Here is a 21,383-nt window from a genome sequence, read left to right as displayed (position 1 = left end):
TCCTGGGCCACCGGCCTTCTCTCTGTCGCCCGCTCCACGCCTACACTCGGGCATGCAACTGCCGGATCTGCTGGAGGTGCTGCGGCGTACGCCGGGTACGCTCGACGCCCTGCTGCGCGACCTGGGTGACGACTGGACGCGGCTCGACGAGGGCGAGGGCACGTGGAACCCGCGTGAGGTCGTCGCGCACCTGCTCCACGCCGAGCAGACCAACTGGTGGCCCCGGCTGCACGCCATCCTGCACGGTGACGGTGTGTTTCCGCCCTTCGACCGGCACGCGCACCTGAGCACACACCGCGACACGCCCCTGAACGACCTGCTGGACGCCTTCGCCGTGGAACGCGCCCGCAGCCTCAGGACACTGGAGGATCACCCGCTGTCCACCAGCACCCTGGAGCGCACCGGACAGCACCCGGAGTTCGGCACCGTCACCGCCGCGCAGCTCCTTGCCACGTGGGCCGCGCACGATCTCGACCACCTTGCGCAGATCACCCGCACGCTGGCCGGTGGTCTGCAGGACGACGTCGGGCCGTGGCAGGCCTACCTGCGCGTCCTGCGGGGCAGCTGACAGACCGGCTCAGCCCATCTTGACGAACATCGGCGGCGTCACGCCGACCATGCGCGCCATCATCCAGGCCTGACCCTTGTGGTGCGCCTCGTGCTGGGTGATGAAGTCGAGCAGCATCCACACCGGCATCTCCCGGCCACCGAAGGCCGGAATACGCCGCTGGATGTCCTCGTCGGACAGGGTCGAGACCGTACCCGCGAAGGCGTCCTGGGTGCTCTGGAGCCGGGCACGGGCCTCGGCCAGGGTGGCACTGGGTGCGCCGGGGGCGTCCGGCTTCTCGCCGCGCAGCATGGCCGGCACGCGGTTCACGCTGGCGGACAGGTGGTCAGCGAGCCGCACGAAGCTCATGCCCCCCTCCCACGCCGCGAAATTCGCCTGCTCCTCGGGAAGCTGGTCGTACAGGTCGATCAGGGCGGCGCGGTGGGACTGGAACGCACGGACGGCGCGGGTGGACTGGCTCATGCCTGGAGCATAAGCCTCAGCCGATCTTTCGCAGCAGATTCACCGTCTCGATCATCGCCAGCACGGCCTCGGCCCCCTTGTTCCCGGCCTTGATGCCGGCGCGGTTCAGCGCCTGCTCGACGGTGTCGGTGGTCAGCACGCCGAAGGCCACGGGCACGCCCGTGTGCAGGCTGGTGTTCAGGATGCCGGTCGCCGCGCCGCCCGCCACGAAGTCGTAGTGGTCGGTATCGCCCTTGATGACGGCTCCCAGGCACACCACGGCGTCGTACTTGCCGGACTCGGCCAGCCGGCGGGCCACCAGCGGCACCTCGTAGCTGCCGGGGGCCAGGAAGTGATCCAGATTGGCGGTCTGCCCGCCGTGCTGCACGAAGGCGAGTTCCGCTCCCTCGACCAGTCGGTCGACGATCAGGTGGTTCCAGCGCGTGCTGACGATGGCGAATTTGAGGTCGGTGGCGAGGAGGGTGGCTTCGATTCGGTTCATGGTGGGGCTCCTTTTGAGGGGGCTCTGAGCTCTGGGCTCTGAGGGGTGGGGTTGGGGTGGGATGGGGCGGCGGGGCGACGTACAACCCCTCAGTCGGCTTCGCCGCCAGCTCCCCTAAAAAGGGAGCCTTAAGGGCACAAAAACGCTGACTGAGCAGCACTTCAAAGCCTCCCTTCTAAGGGGAGGTGCCCCGGAGGGGCGGACTCGCAGAGCGCGGAGCGAGGGGTTAACCGGGCAAGTGCAGCAGAAAAGCAAACCGGCTCCTGTTCATAGCCCAGAGCTCATAGCTCAGAGCCCACCACCTCTTCCCCCTCAGTCCCCGCTCCCATCCGTGCCGATGTGCCCGAGCTTGGCGGCCTTCGTGCCCAGGTACACGGCGTTGTATTCGTTGCGGCCCACGTGCAGGGGCACGCGCTCGACGACCTCCAGGCCGAAGCCACCCAGGGAGTGGAGCTTGCGGGGGTTGTTGGTCAGCACGCGCAGCTGCCGCGCCCCCAGCAGGTGCAGCATCTGTGCCCCGATGCCGAAGTCGCGGGCATCGGCGGGAAAACCGAGTTGCAGGTTGGCCTCGACGGTGTCCGCGCCGCCGTCCTGAAGGTGATACGCCCGGATCTTGTTCAGCAGGCCGATGCCCCGGCCCTCCTGGCGCAGGTACACGAGCACGCCCCGGCCCTCGGCGGCAATCGCCTGCATGGCGGCGTCGCGCTGGGCACCGCAGTCGCAGCGCAGCGAGTGGAAGCCGTCGCCGGTCAGGCACTCGGAATGCACGCGCACCAGCAGGGGCTCCGGCGTGACCTCGCCCATGACCAGGGCGACGTGTTCCGCGCCGCTCAGGGTGTCCTCGAAGCCCACCAGGCGGAAGTCGCCGTAGTCGGTGGGCAATTTTGCCTCGGCCACCAGCTGCATGAACGGATCGTGTTCCAGGCGGTACGCGATCAGGGCCTCGATGCTGCCGACCTTCAGGCCATGCTTTGCCCCGAAGGCCAGCAGGTCGGGCAGGCGGCTCATCTCGCCGTCATCGCCCATGATCTCGCAGATCACGCCCACGGGCGCAAAGCCCGCGAGCCGCGCCAAGTCGCAACCGGCCTCGGTGTGCCCAGAACGCCGCAGCACGCCCCCGGCGCGGGCCACCAGCGGGAAGATGTGGCCCGGACGGCGGAAATCGGCGGGGGCGGCCCGGTCGTCCAGCAGGGCCGCAATTGTCGCCGCACGGTCGAAGGCGCTGATGCCGGTGGAGTTGCTCACGTGATCCACGCTGACGGTGAACGCCGTGCCGTTGGGATCGGTGCTGCCGCCCACCATAGGGGTCAGTTCCAGCGCCCGTGCCCGGTCGGGGGTCAGGGTCACGCAGATCAGGCCGCGTCCCTCGCGGGCCATGAAGTTGATCCACTCAGGCGTGGCGGTGGCGGCGGGCATCAGCAGGTCGCCCTCGTTCTCGCGGTGTTCGTCGTCCACGAGGATCACGGGCCGCCCCGCCTGCAGTTCGGCCAGCAGCTCAGGAATGGTGGACAGGGTCACGGCGTCACCCTGGCCGCGTCCGGCGTCCAGTCGCGCATCAGGATCAGGCGTTCCACGTATTTCGCCATCTGGTCGGCCTCCAGATTGACCCGTGTGCCAGCCGCCCAGGTGTGCAGGGTCGTGACCTCCAGGGTGTGCGGCACCAGCCACAGCGTGAACTCGTCGGGGCGCAGTTCCGGGCGGCTGCCGGCGGGGCCGCCCGCGTCCACCACGGTCAGACTCACGCCGTCCACGGTGATGCTCCCCTTGGGCACCAGATACCGCGCCAGATGCGGCGCGGCCCGCACGGTCATGGTGTAGGCACCGGGCCGGGCGTCCACGCGCAGGATCTCGCCCACGCCGTCCACGTGACCACTGACTACGTGCCCGCCGAAGCGTGCCCCGGCGGTCATGGCGCGTTCCAGATTGACCCTCGCGCCACCGTGCCAGTGCGGGGCGGTCTTCGCCAGCGTCTCGCGGCTCAGATCCACCGTGAAGCCCGCCGCGTCCCAGGTGGTCACGGTCAGGCACGTGCCGTTCACGGCGATACTCTCGCCCAGTTGCACATCGTCCCACATGCGCGTGGGCTGGATGGTGACGGTCAGGTTGCCCTCGTTCTCAGTGGTGCGGGCAATGACCCCCACCTGTTCGATGATTCCGGTGAACATGATTGACCTCGGCAGGAGGCACAGGGACGCGCCCCGTCCTCCACAGGAAAAGAAGGGTTACAGGCGTGGGATGTCGCTGAGCAGCCCGGTCACGAGCACGTCTGGGCCGAGCGGCTCCACGGTCACGTCGTCCAGGGTCTGGGCCTCGTGCATGGGTCGGATGGGGCCGGTCAGGGGGCTCAGGCCCGCGCCCAGGAGCTTCGGGGCAAAAAAGACCCGCACCTCGTCCACCAGTCGCTGTTCAAGGAAGGCGCTCAGGAGCGTCGGCCCGCCTTCGAGCAGCACGCTGCTGAGGCCCAGTTCGCCCAGACCGCGCAGGGCGTCCGGCAGGGTGTCGGCCCTCAGCACGGTGATTCCCGCAGCTTCAAGCGTGCCCACCTGGGCGTCCGGCGCGGTCACGAGCACCGCGCCCTCGCGCCACGCCCGAGCCTGCGGATCACTCGCGGCGCGGCGGTCGAACACCACCGGGCGCGGGTCACGGCCGCTGGGCACGCCGCGCACCGTCAGGGCCGGGTCGTCCAGGCTCAGCGTGCCGCTGCCGATGGCAATGGCGTCCAGTTCGTTCCGCCAGTGCATGGCGCGTTCGCGGGCGGCCTCGCCGCTCACGGCCCCGTTGCCCTCGCCCAGCGCGGCCACCTTGCCGTCCAGGGTCATGGCGTACTTCGCCACCACCCACGGGCGACCCCGCGCGATCACGCTGCGGAAGCCCGCCTGCTGGCGCACGGCCTGGGCCTCCAGCACGCCCACATCGACCACGATTCCCGCGTCCCGCAACCTCTGTACCCCCCGCCCCGCCACCTGTGGATTCGGATCGAGGGCCGCCACGACCACCCGCGTAATGCCCGCCGCGATCAGCGCGTCGGCGCAGGGCGGGGTGCGACCAAAGTGGCTGCACGGTTCCAGGGTCACGTAGGCCGTAGCACCGCGTGCCTGCTCGCCCGCTTCCCGCAGGGCGAAGACCTCGGCATGGGGCTCGCCCGCCTTTGGGTGGAAGCCGCGTCCCACCACCTCACTACCCTGGACAATCACGCATCCCACGGGGGGATTCGGCGCGGTGCGTCCCAGTCCTGTGGCCGCGTGCTCCAGCGCGAGCGTCATGAAGCGCTCGTCCACGGGCACGTCGGCCGCCACCCTTCCGGGTGGTGCGTCCTTGTCATACATGAGCTGTCGCCGCCCGCCGGGGTGGCAGGGCAGCGTTCCTCCTTCTCTCATCCGGACTGAACGCGCCGCAGGCTCGGGGACGGCCCCTCGCCTTTCTTGATCCGCCTGAGCGTCTCTGTGCGTCGTAATACCGTCGGCCCTGGAATCGCACCAGATCGGGCCTGCGCGTGGTGCAGTTTGCGCGGGCTTCGCGGGCTGAGACGCCTGTGGGCATCATCACCGCCGGTAGGGAATTTCACCCTGCCCCGAAGGAAGCGGCCCACCCGAACCGAGCGGGCCACCGTGAGGCTAACACCACGCCGCGCCCCAGCAGTGCAGGCGATCAGACACCTGAGGGGGGACACCCAGGCCGGGGGCCATCAGTGCTTTCTCCCACAGATCGGAGCGGATCAGTCCACACCTGCGCGTCCTGGGCGGGGCGGCTGGTCGTCGTTCAGGTTCGCCAGTTCGGCCTCCTGTCCGTCCTCCCAGATGAACAGGCGTCCGGCGCGGGCGATCAGCAGCCGTCCCCGACGATCCAGGTCGGCCCAGGTGACCCCTTCCAGATCAGGGGCTGGGCCGTCCGCCAGCCAGCGGTAGCGAACATACCGTTTGTAGTTGTGAGCGCTGATGAAGCGCAATTCCAGTGACCGCTTTTGAAAAGTAAACGGATGTGCCTCTCCCATTCCAAGCCAGCGTTCAGGCTTGTGAGTCACCCGCCACCTTGTCCTGTTCAACGAGATCAGAACTGTATCGACCCGGTGCTTTCCCTCAACGGACTTGACCGTGAAAGCCTTGGGATGGATCAGCTGCTGTGTTTTCAGGTCAGCGTGGTTCACCATGATCTTGCGGTTGCCGTCAAAGACTCCGCCACCACTCCAGCCATCTGAGGCATTCCACAGGCCGAGCGCCCTAACCTGAGGCGGTACGCTCAGAGCTGTCCACGAATACATGTTCACGCCGAACTTGGAGTAGGCATCGGACACCTGTTCAGGAGTCTCGTTCCTTGCCGTGTACAACAGGTGCTCGCCGTCGGGCGAGAGGTCACACATCCACTCGTACAGCCGGCCACGAAACCATGAGCCGGGGGTCAGCACATCCGTGGCGGCATCCCACACGTACAGACGCGTCCACCGTGAGGGGCCACGCCGGAAGAGCACCACGCGGTCGGCCTCGCTGGCTACCAGACCCCAGATGCGGGCTGGAGCTGGGGCAGTTCCCGCTGAATCTTCACTGGGCTGAGCTTGATCGTTCATGACATCAGCGCCGCCAACCCGCGTGAGGCCACGTCGCGCACGCAGTACGTCATCTGATCCGACAGTTCCGTCTCCTCGGGATTGATCTCGATGACGGTGCCGCCGGCATACAGGGTCTCCCCCGCCAGACCGGCCGCCGGATACACCGCGCCGCTGGTGCCAACGATCAGGGCCACCTCTGCCGCCTGAAACGCGCGCTGGGCCGCGTGCAGGGCATCTTCCGGCAGGTACTCCCCGAACCACACGATGTTCGGACGCATCCGGTGGCCGGTCGGAGAGATCGGCGGCGTGACCAGCACATCCGGCGCAGGCAGCGGGAAGACCTCGCCCGTCACCTCGTCCCGTGCAGACAGCAGGGTGCCGTGCAGCTCAACCATGCGCCCGCCGCCCTGCCCACTGCCGGCCCGGGCGTGCAGGCCGTCCACGTTCTGGGTCGCCAGGAAGAAGCCCGCCCCCTTCTCCCGCTCCAGCCGCGCCAGGAGGTGATGCGCCCCGTTCGGTTCGGCCGCCAGCACGTCGCGGTAGCGCCCGGCGTACCACTCCCAGACCATCTCCGGGTCGCGACGGTATGCGGGCGGGCTCGCCAGATCTTCCGGGCGAAAGCGCGCCCAGTGCCCGGTCTGCGCGTCCCGGAAGGTGGGGATACCGCTTTCGGCACTCACGCCGGCACCGGTCAGGACGGCCACGCGGGAAGCGGCAGCCAGGGCGGCGCGGGCCTGAGACAGGGTCATGGCCCAAGGCTAGCGTGCGGGGCTGGAAGGCAACGTCGGCAGTGAGACGCGGGCAAGAGGGCGGACGAACCCGCTCAGAACGCCCAAAACGAAAAACCCGCCCTCAAAGGCGGTGATAGAAATAAGATACCCCGATATACAGCCCATGTCAATTGCCGCCCGCCGATCCGATTTTCGGCGTTCTGCACAGAAGTTCCAGCAACAGCCGGGCCGCAGCCTATGCATCCTGCCCGATAAATCCGGGCGGCACGGCCCCCACCAGCCACACCCCGTTCTCGCTGACGAAGAATGGATGCCCGGCGGCGTGCATCTCCCCCGCCCGGATGGTCAGGATCACGGGCTGACCACGCCGCGCCCCGACCCGCCGGGCCGTGTCCAGATCGGGCGAGAGGTGGACGTGATGCCGCTGCATGGGCCGCAGCCCCTCGGCGCGGATGGCGGCCAGAGCACGGGGATGCGTGCCGTGGTACAGCAGGTCGGGCGGTGTGACCGGACTGAGTTCCAGATCGACCGGGACGCTGTGGCCCTGGTTGGCGCGGATCGAGTGTTCACGCAGGCTGAAGCGCTGCTTGTCGCTGCCGGCCACGACCCGCTCGATGTCCGCCCGCGTGGCCTGCAGATGCGCCAGCACGGGCGCGAGCGGCACCCAGCCGCCGGGGGCCAGGCTCAGCCCGGCCTCGTGCGGGGCATGCCGCAGGAGGTAGGACAGGCGTCTTGAGAGGGCGTGGTCGGTCATGTGTTCAGTGTCCACGGTGCCCGCAGCCTGCGCATCCGCCGGGAAGACGCGCGGCGTAGGCCGAATGGCGGGTACGGTACGGCGACCACAACGAAGGCGCTACGCTGCACGCATGACCTCGCACACGCCGGAGACGACCTGGAATGCACTGACGCTGCACTGGCAGCAGCTGGCGGATCTGGGCGGTATCGGATCACTGCTGGGCTGGGATCAGAGCACCTTCCTGCCGGTGGGCGCGGCGGGGGGCCGGGCGCGGCAGCAGGCGCTGCTGGCGGGCATCGTCCATGAGCGGGCGACCGACGCCGCGTATGGCCGGCTGCTGGACGACGCGCAGGCGCACACGGACTGGACATCGGTGCAGGCGCGGACACTGGCCCTGGCCCGCCGCCAGTTCGAGGAAGCGACCCGGCTGCCCGGCACCTTCGTCCAGGAGTTCACGCAGCATGTCGGCGAGTCATATTCGGCGTGGGTCGAGGCGCGGCCCGCGAACGACTTCACGCGGATGGTGCCGTACCTGGAACGGACGCTGGAACTGAGCCTCCAGGCGGCATCGTACTTCCCGGAATTCGCCTCCCCGATGGACTATTTCATCGACCAGTCGGACGAGGGCATGACGGCCGAGGTGGTCGACCGCGTGTTCGACGACCTGCGCGCCGCGCTGGTACCGCTGGTCGAGGCCGTGGCGCAGGCACCGGAGCCCCGCACCGACTTCCTGCACCGGTTCTATGCGCCGGACGTGCAGCTGCGCGTGGGCGGAAGGATCGCGGCAGACTTCGGCTACGACCTGACGCGCGGCCGGCAGGATCTGACCGCGCACCCGTTCATGACGCGCCTGGGCGGCCAGGACGTGCGGATCACGACCCGCGTCAGGGAGCACGATCTGACCGAGGCGCTGTACTCGACCCTGCACGAGACCGGACACGCCCTGTACGAGCAGGGGGTGGCCCCGGAGCTGCTGGGCACGCCGCTGGGGGGCGGGGTCAGTTCCGGCGTCCACGAGAGCCAGTCGCGGCTGTGGGAGAACCTGGTGGGCCGCTCGCGGGCGTTCTGGGCAGCGTATTTCCCGGCCTTCCGCGACGCCTTTCCGGAGCAGCTGTCGGACGTGACCGAGGACGAGATGTACCGCGCGGTGAACGTGGCGCGGCGCTCGCTGATCCGCACCGACGCCGACGAGCTGACGTACAACCTGCACGTGATCACGCGCTACGGGCTGGAGCGGGAACTGCTCGCGGGCCGGCTGGCGGTGCGCGACCTGGCGCAGGCGTGGCACGCGGCCTATGAGACGACGCTGGGGCTGCGGGCCCCCAGTGACGTGGACGGCGTGCTACAGGACGTCCACTGGTATGGGGGCGGCATCGGTGGGGCCTTCCAGGGCTACACGCTGGGGAACGTGCTGAGTGCCCAGTTCCACGCGGCGGCGCAGCGGGCCCTGCCGGGGCTGGAGGCGCAGGTCGCGCGCGGAGCGTTCTCGGAGCTGCACGGCTGGCTGCGTGACCACGTGTATGCGCCGGGCAGCACCTACACCCCGGCGGAACTCGTGCAGCGCGTGACCGGGGAGCCGCTGACCGTCGGGCCCTATGTGGCATATCTGCGCGGGAAGTACACGGCGCTGTACGGCGTGGGCTGAACGGCACCGGAGCATGGCCGTGGGCCGCGCCTGACGGGGGAACACCGGAGGCGCGGCCGCTGGTCTTGGGGGTGGCAGTTGGCGCGTGTTCCGCGCTGTCCGCCGGGATGTCAGCCAGCATGGCCTGCGGCGTGTGACAGGATTCTTAACCGTGGCCCGGCACGTCCGGGGTCGGCGATCCGTTCCCTCCGCGGCGTAGCATGGAGCGGGATGAGCACTCTGGACAACCTCTACAAGCAGGTGATCCTGGATCACTCGCGCAAGCCCCGGCACTTCGGGGAGTTGAGTGGCGCCACGAACGTGGAGTCCGGGCACAACCCGAGCTGCGGCGATCACGTCCAGCTGATGCTGCGGCTCGACGGCGACGTGATCGCGGACGCCGGCTTCACCGGCAAGGGCTGCGCGATCTCGGTGGCCAGTGCCAGCCTCATGACCTCGGCGCTGCGGGGCAAGACCGTCGCGGAGGCGGCGCAGCTGGAACACGCGTTCCTGCACATGATCCGCACCGGCGAGCCCGATCCGTCGCTGGGCGACCTGATGGCGCTCCAGGGTGTCCATGCCCTGCACACGCGCGTCAAGTGCGCGACCCTGGTGTGGCAGACCCTGGACGTGCTGCTCCGGCAGGTGGGCGCGGAAGACACCACACCGGATGCACCCACCCCGTAATGCCCGTGTAGCACGCCCATTACTGCACCTCCAGCCATGTCTGCTGGGGGTGCTTGACTTTTGTATGACCGGGGTGCACACTGGCGGCATCTCGATGTAATCGTTTGCAGAAGTGCTCCTCCCCTCGGGGCCCACTTCCGACAATCCACTCCATTCGCCGTGTCAGAGGTGTTCTTCTCTCATGCCCAGTATTCAGGACGTTGCCCGACTTGCCAGCGTATCCACCGCCACCGCGTCCCGCGCGTTGAGCCGGCCGGACATGGTGGCGACGGGCACGCGCGAGCGGGTCGAGGCGGCCGCGCAGCAGCTCGGATACCAGCCCAACGTGCTGGCCCGGAGCCTGCGCCAGAAGGAGACCCGGACGATCGGTCTGATCGTCGCCGATATCCTCAACCCCTTTCACGCCATGCTGGCCAAGGGCGTGCAGGACGCGGCCGATCAGCACGGCTACACCGTCTTCCTGTTCAACAGTGACGAGGAGCCCGCCAAGGAACTGCGCGCCATGGACACGCTGCGCGGCCACCTGCCCACCGGCCTGATCGTCGCGCCGACCAGCGGCACCCGTGCCCACCTCAAGACGCTGCCGGATCTGCCGGTCGTGGAACTCGACCGGGTCAGCGGTCACGCCGGCAGTACCACCGTCACGGTGGACAACCTGGGCGGGGCCATCACGGCCACCCGCCACCTGATCGAGCTGGGGCACCGCCGGATCGGCATGATCGTCGGGCAGCAGGACATCAGCACGGCGATCGACCGCCACGCCGGCTACCGCGCCGCCCTGCACGACGCGCAGCTCCCGTATGACCCGACCCTGGTGCTGCCCGGACACCACCGCGAGGACGACGGTTACCGGGCGGCGCGGCAGCTGCTGGGGCGCCCGGCCGGTACGCGCCCGACCGCCCTGTTCATCGGCAACAACGAGATGACCGTGGGGGCCGTGCTGGCGGCCCGCGAACTCGAGCTCGACATCCCCGGCGACCTGTCGATCGTGGGCTTCGACGACTCCCGCTGGGCCCAGACCATGTCTCCACCCCTGACCGTGATCTCCCAGCCCGCCTACGACCTGGGCCGGCTGGCCTGCGAACACCTGATCAATGAGCTGGGGCAGCCCCGCCCGGTCACCCCGGCACGGGTTCAGCTGCCCACCGAACTTGTCGTCCGCCACTCCACCGGGCCGCCTGCCGGCGACGCCCTGTCACGCGCTCCACGTCCGCACTCCGTTCCCCCGCCCCATTCACGTTAAGGAGATCCACCATGCAACGAGCCAGACTGTTCGCCGCCACTGCCGCCCTCGCCGTCAGCGCCGCCGCCATCGTGACCAGCGCCACCGCGCAGGCCGACCAGCCGATCATCGGCCTGATCACCAAGACCGAGACCAACCCCTTCTTCGTGAAGATGAAGGAGGGTGCCCAGAAGGAGGCGACCCGCCTGGGCGCCAAGCTGATGACCGCCGCCGGCAAGCAGGACGGCGACAACGCCGGGCAGGTCACCGCGATCGAGAACATGGTCGCGGCCGGCGCGAAGACCATCCTGATCACGCCCAGCGATTCCAAGGCCATCGTGCCGGCCATCGCCAAGGCCCGCGCGGCCGGCGTCATGGTGATCGCGCTCGATTCCCCCACCGAGCCGGCCAGCGCGGTGGACGCGCTGTTCGCCACCAACAACTACCAGGCCGGCATCCTGATCGGCCAGTGGGCCAAGAAGGCCATGGGCAACAAGAAGGCCGTCATCGCCGCGCTCGACCTGTTCCCCGGCCACCCGGTCGGCATCGCCCGCCACAACGGCTTCCTCGAGGGCTTCGGCATCAAGGGCGTGACGAGCAAGAGCGCCGACATCGTGAACACCGGCGTGGCGTGCGCCCAGGACTCCTTCGGTGACCAGGCCAAGGGCCAGACCGCCATGGAGAACTGCCTGCAGAAGAACCCCGACATCAACGTCGTGTACACCATCAACGAGCCCGCCGCCGTCGGGGCGTACCAGGCGCTGAAGGCCGCCGGCAAGGAGAAGAGCGTCCTGATCGTGTCCGTGGACGGCGGCTGCGCCGGCGTGCGCAGCGTCGAGTCCGGCGTGATCGGCGCGACCAGCCAGCAGTACCCCCTCAAGATGGCCAGCATGGGCGTCGCCGCGGGCGTGAACTACGCCAAGACCGGCAAGAAGGCGTCGGGCTACGTCGACACCGGCGTCACCCTGATCACCAACAAGGCCTACGCGGGCGTCAAGAGCCAGAACGGCAAGTACGGCCTCGCCAACTGCTGGGGCCAGTAAGCGTCCGCCCTGAGCGCGTGAGGGCCGCCCCGCCCTCCTGAGCCCCGCACCGCACCACCGGAGCTACGGACCACGGCCTTCCTCGCCGTGAGCCGTAGCTCTCGCCACGCCGCACGCCGCCGACACCACGTGTCATGCTGGGCCCACCCACACCCCTGCCCGACCGTCGGCCGTCCGTCCGCCGCCTGCACCGAGTTCCCGGAGACGAACCATGACCCAGCCGAGCACCGCGCCGCCCCCGTCCGCCCGCCAGGGCCTGACCCTCCCGAACCTCAGCACGCTCGGCCCGCTGATCGCGCTGCTGGTCGCCACCCTGTTCTTCGCGATCTTCGCGCCGAACTTCTTCAAACTGAGCACCTTCAGCCTGATCCTGCAACAGGCGTCCATCGTGGGGGTCATCGCCATCGCGCAGACGCTGATCATCCTGACGGCGGGCATCGACCTGAGCTGCGGAATGATCATGGCCCTGAGCAGCATGGTGATCGGCAAACTGGCCGTCGAGCAGGGCTGGCCGGTGGCGCTGGCGATCCTGACCGGCCTCGCGGTGGGTGCCATCATCGGGTGGCTCAACGGCGTGCTCATCACGCTCGTGAAGCTGCCCCCGTTCATCGTGACCCTGGGGATGTACTCGATCGTGTTTGCGCTGGTTCGGATCTATTCCAAGGCGACCAGCGTGCCCATGCCGCCCGAGGGCCTGACCTTCCTCGCACAGCGCTTCTCGCTGTTCGGCGCGACCTTCTCGTACGGCTCGCTGATGCTGCTCGCGCTGTTCCTGCTGACGTGGCTGTACCTCAAGTCCACCGCGCCGGGCCGCCACATCTACGCGCTGGGCAACAACCCCGAGGCCGTGCGCCTGAGCGGCATCCCGCAGAACCGCCTGCTCATCAGCGTGTACACCTTCGCCGGACTGCTGTACGGCGTGGCCGCGCTGCTGCTGCTGGAGCGCATCGGGGGCGCGTCGCCGGAGGCCGGGCAGACCGAGAACCTCGAGAGCATCACGGCCGTCGTGATCGGCGGCACCAGCCTGTTCGGCGGGCGCGGCAACGTGCTCGGCACCCTCATCGGCGTGCTGATCGTGGGCGTGTTCCGCTCGGGCCTCACCCTGATGGGCGTGGACAGCGTCTACCAATACCTCGTCACCGGCATCCTGATCATCCTGGCGGTCGCCACCGACCAGTTCTCCCGGAGGAAGTCATGACCTCCGCCGAATCCCTCCAGGGCATCCCGCACCCCACCGCGCACGGCACGTCCACCGCGCCGCTGGTCATGGAGGCCCGCGGACTGGTCAAGCGCTACGGGCAGGTCGTCGCCATGAACGGCGCGGACTTCGAGCTGCGCCCCGGCGAGATCATGGCCGTGATCGGCGACAACGGCGCGGGCAAGAGCACGCTGATCAAGGCGCTGTCCGGCGCGATCACGCCCGACGAGGGACAGATCCTGCTGGAGGGCCGCCCCGTCACGTTCCGCAGCCCCATCGACGCGCGGCGCGAGGGCATCGAGACGGTGTATCAGGATCTGGCCGTGGCCCCGGCCATGACCATTGCCGAGAATCTGTTCCTGGGCCGCGAGATCCTGCGCCCCGGCCCGCTGGCGAAGCTGCTGAAGATCGTGGACAAGAAGAAGATGCTGGAGGAGGCGACCCGCCACATGCAGGGGCTCCAGTTCGCGATCAAGAGCATGAGCCAGCCGGTCGAGACGCTCTCCGGCGGGCAGCGGCAGGGCGTGGCCGTGGCCAGAAGCGCGGCCTTCGCACGGCACGTGGTGATCATGGACGAGCCGACCGCGGCGCTGGGCGTGCGCGAGGGCAACATGGTGCTCGACCTGATCCGTCAGGTGCGCGACAAGGGGCTGCCGGTCATCCTGATCTCGCACAACATGCCGCACGTGTTCGAGATCTCCGACCGCATTCACGTCCACCGCATGGGCAGACGGGCCGCCCTGCTGAACCCGCAGAAGATCAGCATGGCCGACACCGTCTCGGTCATGACCGGCGCGATCCGCCCCGAGGATCTGAGCGCCGACGTGCTGGCGCACTGAACCCGTCCTCCGGTTCATCTACTGTCCGCGCCGGGAGCCCCTGGCGCGGACAGGTCTGTTATGTGCCCGCCTGCATCTCCAGCAGCGTGGCCCGCAGCAGCGCCGCCTCCCGCGCCGCGTGGATGACCGCGCCGTGGGCCTCGCGGTATGCCGGGGCTCCAAGGGGCAGGTACAGCGCGTCATACAGCGTCTGCCCGGCGCGGGCCAGGGCGACGAGTTCTGCCCGCCACGCGGCCGGCCCCTCGGGCACCCACTGCGCGGGCTCGGTCTCGTCGGTCAGCAGGGCGGCCGGGTCGGCCAGCCGCGCCGCCGTGAGTTCCAGCGTGTGCCGCAGCGCCATGACCTGACCGGCGGGGCGCAGCCGGCCCGGACGCGGGGTGCACGCCTGGGCGTACGTGAAGGCGTGCACCGTGTGCAGCAGCCCCTCGCCGGGCCGGCTGAACAGGCCCGACAGACCGTCCGGGCCGTACAGCACCTCGCGCAGGGTGTCGCGCAGCAGTTCGGGACTCGACATGCCTCGGAGTGTAGCGGCCCGGCCGGGGTCATCCCCACCCCCGCTACGCCACCCGGCAGATGCGGCGTGCGTGCGCTCTCCCCTACCCTGGGGACACGATGATCAAGACCTTCAAGTGATTGCACACGTTCCGCACTGACCCGGTGTTTTAGACTGTGGTCAATGCCAGAACGTATGCCGATGCTGCTACGCGGACGATGTCCGGGTGGCCCGAAATGCGTTGGCACTGCGACCGATTCTCTCTATGACACAAGGAAGTGACCTCACATCGATAAAGTGCATGGCAACATCTCGGGCCTGAGGCCCGCACAGCTCAAATCCCTGGGCAACCTGTACCGCCGCCGCATCGAGCCCGGCCGCGTCGGTTCGCCGGAATTGGCACGGAACCTCGCGGAACTGTCCAGCGACATCCGCCGCGAGATCGGGGTGCTGATCGACCGGCGTGGCCGCGTGATCTCGGTCAGCGTGGCCGACGCCAGGGGCACCGAGTTCCCGGATCTGCGCATGGGCGAGAACCGCCTGTCGGGCTTCCACCTGCTGCACACCCACCCGCGCGGCGGGGTGCTCAGCAAGGGCGACCTCTCCACGCTGTTCCTGCGGCGCCTGGACGCCGTGAGTGCCATCGAGGTGCGCGACGGCGGGCAGCCGGGGCTGGTGCATACCGCCCACCTGACCCCGCCCGGCACGGTGGGAGAGGAAGAGGACTGGCGCATCCTGCCGCCCGTGCCCACCTTCCAGATCGACGAGTTCGACCTGGGGGCCCAGGTTCAGGCGCTGGAGGAAGAGATCGCCCGCGCGGCCCGCACGCGCGAGTCGAAGAAGGATCACGAACGCGCCATTCTGGTGCAGATCGACCAGGGCGAATTCGACGCCGAGGAGCGGCTCTCGGAGCTGGCCGAACTGGCCCGCACCGCCGGCGCGGAGGTCGTGCACCGCGAACTGGTGTACCGCAAGAACCTCAAGGCGGGCACGCTGGTCGGGGCCGGCAAGCTGGAGGAACTGACCAGCCGGGCCTACCATCTGGACGCCGATCTGCTGATCTTCGGACAGGAACTCGGGGCGGCCCAGGCCCGCGAGATCGAGGCCGCGACCGGCCTGAAGATCATCGACCGCACGCAGCTCATTCTGGATATCTTCGCGCTGCACGCCCAGGGCGTGGAGTCCCGCCTTCAGGTGGAACTGGCGCAGCTGCGCTACATGAAACCGCGCCTGCTGGGCGCGGGTGCCCAGCTCTCGCGCATCGGGGGCGGGGGCGGCAGCGCGGGCGGCGGGGCCATCGGCACACGTGGGCCGGGGGAAACCAAGCTGGAGCTGGATCGCCGCCGGATCAACGACCGCCTGAGCTTTCTGGAAAAGCAGCTCGAAGGTGTCGCGCAGCGCCGCGAGGAACGCCGCAAGACCCGCGAGCGCAACGCCGTGCCTGTGGTCTCCATCGTCGGGTACACCAACGCCGGCAAGAGCACGCTGCTCAATGCCTTCACCCACGCCGCCGAGGAGCCCCGGCGCGTGCTGGCCGAGAACAAGCTGTTCGCCACCCTGCGCCCCACGTCCCGCCAGGGGTATCTGGAGGGCATCGGGCCGGTTGTCCTGACCGACACGGTGGGTTTCATCCGCGACCTGCCCAAGGATCTCACGCGGGCCTTCCGGAGCACGCTGGAGGAGATCGGAGACGCCGACGTGCTGCTGCACGTGGTGGACGTGGCCGCGCCGGGCGCAGACACCCGCCTGGACGCCGTGAACCGCATTCTGGACGACCTGGGCTTCCGGAACATGCCCACCGTGATCGCCCTGAACAAGGCCGACATGGCCGACCCTGACGTGCTGGAACGCGAGATCGAGCGCACCGAGGGCGGCGTGCCGGTCAGCGCCCTGAAGAACCGTGGCCTTCAGGAGCTCAAGGACGCCCTGACCGACGCCGTGGCCCTGGTGCAGCGCACCGAACTCGCACAGAGGGAAGAGGCGAAGGAACTGGCGGCTCAGTACCGCTGAGCATCTTGAGACGATGGGGCGGGGGCCACGCGGCTCCCGCCTCGTCGTTTTGGGGGACGGCGCAGGACTGGCCCTCTGCCACAGTGCCCGGATGACGCTGGCATGGATCTACCTGCTGCTGGTCGCCGTGAGCTGGGCGCTGGCCGGGGCCGTGGGCGAGCGCACCGTGCCCACGCTGCTGCTGGCCTACGCGCCGCCGCTGCTGTGGCTGCTGCCCGCACCGCTGGTGCTGGCGTGGACGGTGTGGCGACGCCGGGGCCGGCGGGTGGCCCTGGCGGGCACCCTCCTGGCCGCGCTGGGGGCGGGGGCGCTGCACTGGACACCGCAGTCCGGCGGTTCCCTCCGGGTCGTGACGTACAACGTCCTGGGCGGGGCACGCACCACGCCGCAGGCCCTGGCCTCGGCCCTGACACCGCTCGACGCCGATGTGATCCTGCTTCAGGAGGCCCGCTTCCTGCGGCCCGACTTCGGGGCGGCGTTCCTGGCTGCCCTGCCCGGCTACCGCGCCCGGCAGGCCGCCGAGGTCATGACCCTGACGCGCCTGCCGGTGCTGGGTACGGCGTCCTCTCCCCTGCCCGCGAACCGGCGCGAGGTGCTGGTGACGCGCCTCCGGTGGCAGGGTGAGCCGCTGACCGTCGTGAATGCCCACCTGGGCACCGTGCAGGTCAGTTCCGTGCTGACCGGGGATCTCGCCCGGGTGCGCCGCACGCGGAACGCCCGGACGGCGCAGGTCCGGGTACTTCAGGACATCGCCGCCCGGACGCCGGGCCGGGTGCTGCTGGGCGGTGACCTGAATACGCCGCCGCGTGGCGGGCTGTACCGCCGCCTCCGCACCGCGTATGGCCTGGACGCACATTCGGTGGCCGGACGCGGGCCGGGCTGGACGTTTCCGGGGCTGTATACCCGGATCGACCACCAGTTCGCGCGGGGCCTGACGCCGACCAGGTCGCGCGTCCTTCCGTGGACATCCAGCGACCACCGGCCGGTGCTGGTGGAGTACCGGTGACCGCCCATGTCCGGCCGACGCCGACGGCCCGCGCCCGGAGTGTGCGAGGCTGGCCCACGATGTTCGGTTCCGTGGTCGCGTGGTCATACCTGCTGCTCGTGGCGGCCGTGTGGGCGCTGGCCGAACTGGTGGGGGAACGTCGGCTGCCCACCGCGCTGCTGGTGTATACCCCGGCCTTCGTGTGGCTCGGCCCCGCCCCGCTGGTGCTGCTGTGGACGTGGTGGCGGCGGCGTGGGGTGGCGGTCGCGCTGGCCGCCACGCTGCTGGCGGCGTGGGGCGCGGGCCTGCTGCACTGGCGGCCGCAGTCGGAGGGCACGCTGCGGGTACTGACCTTCAACGTCAAGCGCGGGCAGGACACCACGCCGCAGCGCCTGGGCACCCTGCTGCGCGGAACCGACGCCGACGTGATCCTGCTGCAGGAGGCAAACTTCGAAGCCCCCGGCTTTGCCACGGAACTGCGGCGCGAACTGCCCGGCTACCGCATGCTGGAGGCCTACGAGACCACCACCCTGACCCGCCTGCCGGTGGTGTCGTCCCGCGACGTGAACTACCCGTCGGACTGGCGGGAGGTGCTGGTCACGACGGTGACGTGGCAGGGGCAGCCCCTGATCGTGGTGAACGCCCATCCGGGCCGCCTGAAGTTCGGCAATGCCCTGGCCGGCGACTTCACGCTGATGCGCCCCAGTCTGGCCATCCGGAGGGGGCAGGTGGGCACGGTGATGGACATCGTGAGGGCCGAACAGGGCCGCCTGGTTCTGGGCGGCGACCTGAATACCCCGCCACGCGGCCAGACGTACCGGGCATTCCTTGAGGCCGTCGGCCCGGACGCGCACGATGTGGCCGGACGCGGCCCGGGCTGGACCTTTCCGGGACTGTTCGCCCGCATCGACCATCAGCTGGCACGCGGCCTGACACCGACCCGGTCGCGGGTGCTGGCCGTGGATCAGAGTGACCACCGGCCGCTGCTCGTCGAGTACCGCTAGCCCTGCCGGGCCAGCCACGCTCGCGCATGGGCCGGCGAGCGCAGGCGCACCACGGTCAGGTTCGGGAAGGTCGCGGCCAGTGCCGGCATCTCGCGGCGGCGACGCCAGTGGGTGCGGAAGAACCAGGGCACGGGACTGTCCGCTCGGATGGCCCCGCGCAGGGTCTCGCGGTTGCCGTTCCACAGTTCCTGGCGGGTCACGACACGGCGCACCGTGCGGCTCAGCACCCGCCAGAACACGACCGGGCCGGGATAGTCCAGCCACACCAGAGTGTCAGCCCGCGCCCAGCCGACGTCGCGGGCCTTGCTGTAGTTGCCGTCCATGACCCACGCCGGCCCGGCCGTGAAGGCCCGGACCGCCGCGCGGAACTGCTCCGTGGACGCGGCCTGCCAGCCGGGCTGGTGGTTCCACGCGTCCTGCTCGCCGTGCGGCACGCCCAGGCGCTCGGCCAGATCACGGGCCAGGGTGGTCTTGCCGCTGCCGGTGGTGCCGATCACGATGACGCGCCGCATCCGCCCACGAGAGCAGATGCGGCGCGGGGTGTCACCGGCCTGATGACGTACTTCAGCGCGCCGGGGTCAGTTTCAGGATGCGCCCGCTGCCGTATTCGGCGACGTACAGTTCACCGGACTCGTCCTCGCCGAAGGTGCTGGGGCTCGACACCTCTCCCAGGGTCGATTTTGTCCAGGTGCGGCCACTCGCCGGGGCACCCCACACCGTGCCGCTGGCGAAGTCTGCGAACACGTACTGGCCTTTCAGGGCGGGAATGGCAGCCCCCCGGTACACGTAGCCGCCGGTGATGCTCTGACCTTCCTGGCGGCCGTACACCAGCACCGGCTCGACATAGCCGGTGGTCTTGCAGCCCGCCTCGAAGCACGTGCGGCCCTCGCGGACGCGCCAGCCGTAGTTCTCACCGCCCTTGCTGGCGCGGGGCTGGATATCGACTTCCTCGAAGGCGTTCTGCCCCACGTCCGCGATCACGAGGTTGCCGGTCTGACGGTCGAAGGAAAATCTCCAGGGATTGCGCAGGCCGTAGGCCCAGATGTTCGGGTTCGCTCCGGTACGGGTCAGGAAGGGGTTGCCGGCGGCCGGTTTCGCCTCGGTGCCCTTCACGTCGAAGCGCAGCAGCTTGCCCAGCGGACTGGAGAGGTTCTGCGCGTTGTTCTGCGGGTCGCCGCCGCTGCCGCCGTCGCCCAGGCCCAGGTACAGGAAGCCGTCGGGGCCGAAGGCGAGCTGGCCGCCGTTGTGATTCGCATAGGGCTGTTTGGCCGTGAACAGGGTCTTCGCACTGGCCGGGTCGGCGCGGCTGAAGTCGGCGGCGGCCGTGTAGCGGGCCAGCACGGTGTCGCCGTTGCGGTCGGTGTAGTGCACATAGACCCGGCGGTTGGTCTTGTACGCCGGATCAAAGGCCAGCCCCAGCAGGCCGCGCTCGCCGCCTGCACGGGTCAGGCTGCTCACGTCGAGGAAGGGAGCGGCGACCAGTTTGCCCCCCTGCAGCACCCGGATCACGCCGCCCTGCTGCGCGACATACAGCCGGCCCGACCCGTCGCCGGCGTGGGCCATGGCGGTGATCTGTTCGACCCCCGAGGCGACCGGCGTGAAGGTGACGCGGGGCGGAGTCTGGGCAGACGCGGTGCCCAGCAGGGCGGGGAGCAGGAACAGCGCGAGTTTTGACATGCCGTCAGTGTGGCCGCACGGCCCCTGTCCGGACTGTAATCCCGCCCTGCTGGGCGTGAAGGGGCCTTCATGCCCCTCTGCCCCACCTCCGGAGATGCGGCCGCACAGTACACACATCCCACCTCTGGAGGTTCATCCATGACTGATGCCTATGACCGCCCCCCGGCTCCGGCCACCGAACCGACTGACGTGCCCGCGCCGCTGCCCGAGCAGATGCCCGGCAGCGGTGACAGCGGCCCCGTCATGGATCCGCCGGTGAATCCGGACACGCCAGGGCTGCCCACGCCCCAGCCGACGGAGAACCCGGACACGCCGGGACTGCCCAGCCCCATGCCGCTGTAAAGCGGTAGGGAACACACGGTCACACTGCTACAGGGTGTGGCCGTGTTCTTTCAGCCACTCACGGTGTACGCGGTAGTCGGGCATCACGCGCTCGACGAGGTTCCAGTAACGACGCGAGTGGTTGAATTCCAGCAGGTGCGCGGCCTCGTGCACAGTCACGTAGTCCAGCACCGGGCGGGGGGCCCGGCTGAGTTTCCAGTGCACCCGGATATCGCCCTGGACGTTACAGCTGCCCCAGCGCTGCTGCGCGGCGGTGACCTGCACCCGGCCCAGCCGCCCGGACGCCCCCAGCCTGGTGGCGGCGTCCCCCACCAGGGTGCGGAAGGTGGGCAGACACGCCCGGCGCGTCCAGCGCTCCACGGCCTGCTCCATCATCTCGGGCGAACCGGGCGGCACGTGCAGCAGCTCACCCTCGCGGCGGACGGTGCGGGTGTCGGGGGCCACCCGGATGGTCAGCTCCTCCCCCAGGAAGGGCAACACCTCGCCGTCGCCCACAACGCGCCGGACGCTGCTGCGGATGGCATACGCCTCCAGGTGCCGGGCGATCCACTCACGGCGGGCGTCCACGATCTCGCGCAGGGTCTCCAGCGGCACGCGGGACGGCGCGTACAGCGTGACCGCACCGGGCCGCACCTGGAGCGCCACCGTGCGCCGGCGGGCGCTGCGCCGCACCTCGACCGGAATGCCGGAGATGGCCCACGGATCCGTCATGCGATCCTCGTCATGGCGTCCAGCAAA

The 21,383-nt window shown here is 69.5% G+C and carries 23 protein-coding genes and 1 riboswitch; of the genes, 11 read left to right on the top strand and 12 right to left on the bottom strand.

The window, feature by feature from the left end:
• Window positions 1-52: 52 nt before the first annotated feature.
• Window positions 53-568, top strand: a complete 516-nt coding sequence (locus U2P90_RS06865; RefSeq protein ID WP_322474330.1) for a DinB family protein — start codon at window positions 53-55, stop codon at window positions 566-568.
• 9 nt (window positions 569-577) lie between these two features.
• On the opposite strand, the gene U2P90_RS06860 is transcribed toward U2P90_RS06865, so the two are convergent.
• The 8 genes from U2P90_RS06860 to U2P90_RS06825 all read right to left on the bottom strand — a co-directional run bounded on the left by U2P90_RS06860 (window position 578) and on the right by U2P90_RS06825 (window position 7,539).
• Window positions 578-1,030 carry a DinB family protein gene (locus tag U2P90_RS06860; protein ID WP_322474329.1) on the bottom strand — a complete coding sequence of 151 codons (453 nt, stop codon included), beginning with the start codon at window positions 1,028-1,030 and terminating at the stop codon, window positions 578-580.
• A gap of 16 nt (window positions 1,031-1,046) precedes the next feature.
• On the bottom strand, window positions 1,047-1,511 hold the full coding sequence (gene ribH, locus U2P90_RS06855; protein WP_295820859.1) for a 6,7-dimethyl-8-ribityllumazine synthase: 465 nt from the start codon (window positions 1,509-1,511) through the stop codon (window positions 1,047-1,049).
• Between the two features lie 312 nt (window positions 1,512-1,823).
• Complete coding sequence (gene ribA / locus U2P90_RS06850; RefSeq protein ID WP_322474328.1) at window positions 1,824-3,029, bottom strand: GTP cyclohydrolase II; 1,206 nt, start codon at window positions 3,027-3,029, stop codon at window positions 1,824-1,826.
• Complete coding sequence (locus U2P90_RS06845; RefSeq protein WP_322474327.1) at window positions 3,026-3,676, bottom strand: riboflavin synthase; 651 nt, start codon at window positions 3,674-3,676, stop codon at window positions 3,026-3,028. The genes ribA and U2P90_RS06845 overlap by 4 nt, the downstream gene beginning before the upstream one ends.
• Before the next feature lie 57 nt (window positions 3,677-3,733).
• Entirely contained in the window at window positions 3,734-4,837 is a 1,104-nt protein-coding gene (ribD, locus tag U2P90_RS06840; RefSeq protein ID WP_322474326.1) for a bifunctional diaminohydroxyphosphoribosylaminopyrimidine deaminase/5-amino-6-(5-phosphoribosylamino)uracil reductase RibD, read from the bottom strand.
• Between the two features lie 35 nt (window positions 4,838-4,872).
• A riboswitch (FMN riboswitch) is annotated at window positions 4,873-5,094 on the bottom strand.
• Between the two features lie 132 nt (window positions 5,095-5,226).
• Window positions 5,227-6,072 (bottom strand): hypothetical protein, encoded by an 846-nt coding sequence (locus tag U2P90_RS06835; protein WP_322474325.1) that lies wholly within the window; start codon window positions 6,070-6,072, stop codon window positions 5,227-5,229.
• Entirely contained in the window at window positions 6,069-6,803 is a 735-nt protein-coding gene (locus U2P90_RS06830) for a Sir2 family NAD-dependent protein deacetylase (RefSeq protein WP_322474324.1), read from the bottom strand. Before U2P90_RS06830 ends, U2P90_RS06835 begins: the two co-directional genes overlap by 4 nt.
• A 217-nt stretch (window positions 6,804-7,020) precedes the next feature.
• Window positions 7,021-7,539: an RNA 2'-phosphotransferase gene (locus tag U2P90_RS06825; protein WP_322474323.1), complete on the bottom strand. Its 519-nt coding sequence runs from the start codon at window positions 7,537-7,539 to the stop codon at window positions 7,021-7,023.
• A 112-nt stretch (window positions 7,540-7,651) separates the two neighbouring features.
• On the opposite strand from U2P90_RS06825, the gene U2P90_RS06820 reads away from it, so the two are divergent.
• From U2P90_RS06820 to U2P90_RS06795, 6 genes are all read left to right on the top strand, one after another.
• Entirely contained in the window at window positions 7,652-9,166 is a 1,515-nt protein-coding gene (locus tag U2P90_RS06820) for a carboxypeptidase M32 (protein WP_322474322.1), read from the top strand.
• A gap of 210 nt (window positions 9,167-9,376) precedes the next feature.
• Window positions 9,377-9,832, top strand: coding sequence for a Fe-S cluster assembly sulfur transfer protein SufU (gene sufU, locus U2P90_RS06815; RefSeq protein WP_322474321.1), 456 nt, complete (start codon window positions 9,377-9,379; stop codon window positions 9,830-9,832).
• A gap of 181 nt (window positions 9,833-10,013) precedes the next feature.
• Entirely contained in the window at window positions 10,014-11,075 is a 1,062-nt protein-coding gene (locus U2P90_RS06810; protein ID WP_322474320.1) for a LacI family DNA-binding transcriptional regulator, read from the top strand.
• 11 nt (window positions 11,076-11,086) lie between these two features.
• Window positions 11,087-12,097 (top strand): sugar ABC transporter substrate-binding protein, encoded by a 1,011-nt coding sequence (locus U2P90_RS06805; protein WP_295820222.1) that lies wholly within the window; start codon window positions 11,087-11,089, stop codon window positions 12,095-12,097.
• 211 nt (window positions 12,098-12,308) lie between these two features.
• Window positions 12,309-13,295, top strand: coding sequence for an ABC transporter permease (locus tag U2P90_RS06800; protein WP_322474319.1), 987 nt, complete (start codon window positions 12,309-12,311; stop codon window positions 13,293-13,295).
• A gap of 68 nt (window positions 13,296-13,363) precedes the next feature.
• On the top strand, window positions 13,364-14,134 hold the full coding sequence (locus tag U2P90_RS06795; protein ID WP_367174135.1) for an ATP-binding cassette domain-containing protein: 771 nt from the start codon (window positions 13,364-13,366) through the stop codon (window positions 14,132-14,134).
• A 58-nt stretch (window positions 14,135-14,192) separates the two neighbouring features.
• On the opposite strand, the gene U2P90_RS06790 is transcribed toward U2P90_RS06795, so the two are convergent.
• A complete protein-coding gene (locus U2P90_RS06790) occupies window positions 14,193-14,648 on the bottom strand; it encodes a hypothetical protein (protein WP_322474317.1) in 456 nt (151 codons plus the stop codon).
• A 276-nt stretch (window positions 14,649-14,924) separates the two neighbouring features.
• Here U2P90_RS06790 and hflX point away from each other — a divergent pair, with 276 nt between their 5' ends.
• The 3 genes from hflX to U2P90_RS06775 all read left to right on the top strand — a co-directional run bounded on the left by hflX (window position 14,925) and on the right by U2P90_RS06775 (window position 18,626).
• Window positions 14,925-16,637 (top strand): GTPase HflX, encoded by a 1,713-nt coding sequence (gene hflX, locus U2P90_RS06785; protein WP_322474316.1) that lies wholly within the window; start codon window positions 14,925-14,927, stop codon window positions 16,635-16,637.
• Window positions 16,638-16,728: 91 nt separating this feature from the next.
• Window positions 16,729-17,643 carry an endonuclease/exonuclease/phosphatase family protein gene (locus tag U2P90_RS06780; protein ID WP_322474315.1) on the top strand — a complete coding sequence of 305 codons (915 nt, stop codon included), beginning with the start codon at window positions 16,729-16,731 and terminating at the stop codon, window positions 17,641-17,643.
• The gene (locus U2P90_RS06775; protein ID WP_322474314.1) at window positions 17,640-18,626 is read left to right on the top strand and encodes an endonuclease/exonuclease/phosphatase family protein; all 987 of its coding nucleotides are present in this window, start codon (window positions 17,640-17,642) and stop codon (window positions 18,624-18,626) included. The genes U2P90_RS06780 and U2P90_RS06775 overlap by 4 nt, the downstream gene beginning before the upstream one ends.
• Here U2P90_RS06775 and U2P90_RS06770 read toward each other — a convergent pair.
• A complete protein-coding gene (locus U2P90_RS06770; RefSeq protein ID WP_322474313.1) occupies window positions 18,623-19,138 on the bottom strand; it encodes an adenylate kinase in 516 nt (171 codons plus the stop codon). The two genes, U2P90_RS06775 and U2P90_RS06770, sit on opposite strands and share 4 nt — an antisense overlap.
• Before the next feature lie 52 nt (window positions 19,139-19,190).
• Window positions 19,191-20,303: a PQQ-dependent sugar dehydrogenase gene (locus U2P90_RS06765; RefSeq protein ID WP_322474312.1), complete on the bottom strand. Its 1,113-nt coding sequence runs from the start codon at window positions 20,301-20,303 to the stop codon at window positions 19,191-19,193.
• Window positions 20,304-20,441: 138 nt separating this feature from the next.
• On the opposite strand from U2P90_RS06765, the gene U2P90_RS06760 reads away from it, so the two are divergent.
• Window positions 20,442-20,645 (top strand): hypothetical protein, encoded by a 204-nt coding sequence (locus tag U2P90_RS06760; RefSeq protein WP_322474311.1) that lies wholly within the window; start codon window positions 20,442-20,444, stop codon window positions 20,643-20,645.
• A 27-nt stretch (window positions 20,646-20,672) separates the two neighbouring features.
• Here U2P90_RS06760 and U2P90_RS06755 read toward each other — a convergent pair whose 3' ends face one another.
• Window positions 20,673-21,356, bottom strand: coding sequence for a M48 family metallopeptidase (locus U2P90_RS06755; RefSeq protein WP_322474310.1), 684 nt, complete (start codon window positions 21,354-21,356; stop codon window positions 20,673-20,675).
• Window positions 21,357-21,383: the final 27 nt, after the last annotated feature.

The sequence above is a fragment of the Deinococcus sp. AB2017081 genome, from assembly GCF_034440735.1.
Taxonomy (GTDB): domain Bacteria; phylum Deinococcota; class Deinococci; order Deinococcales; family Deinococcaceae; genus Deinococcus; species Deinococcus rufus.
This window is presented reverse-complemented; position numbering and strand designations above follow the sequence as displayed.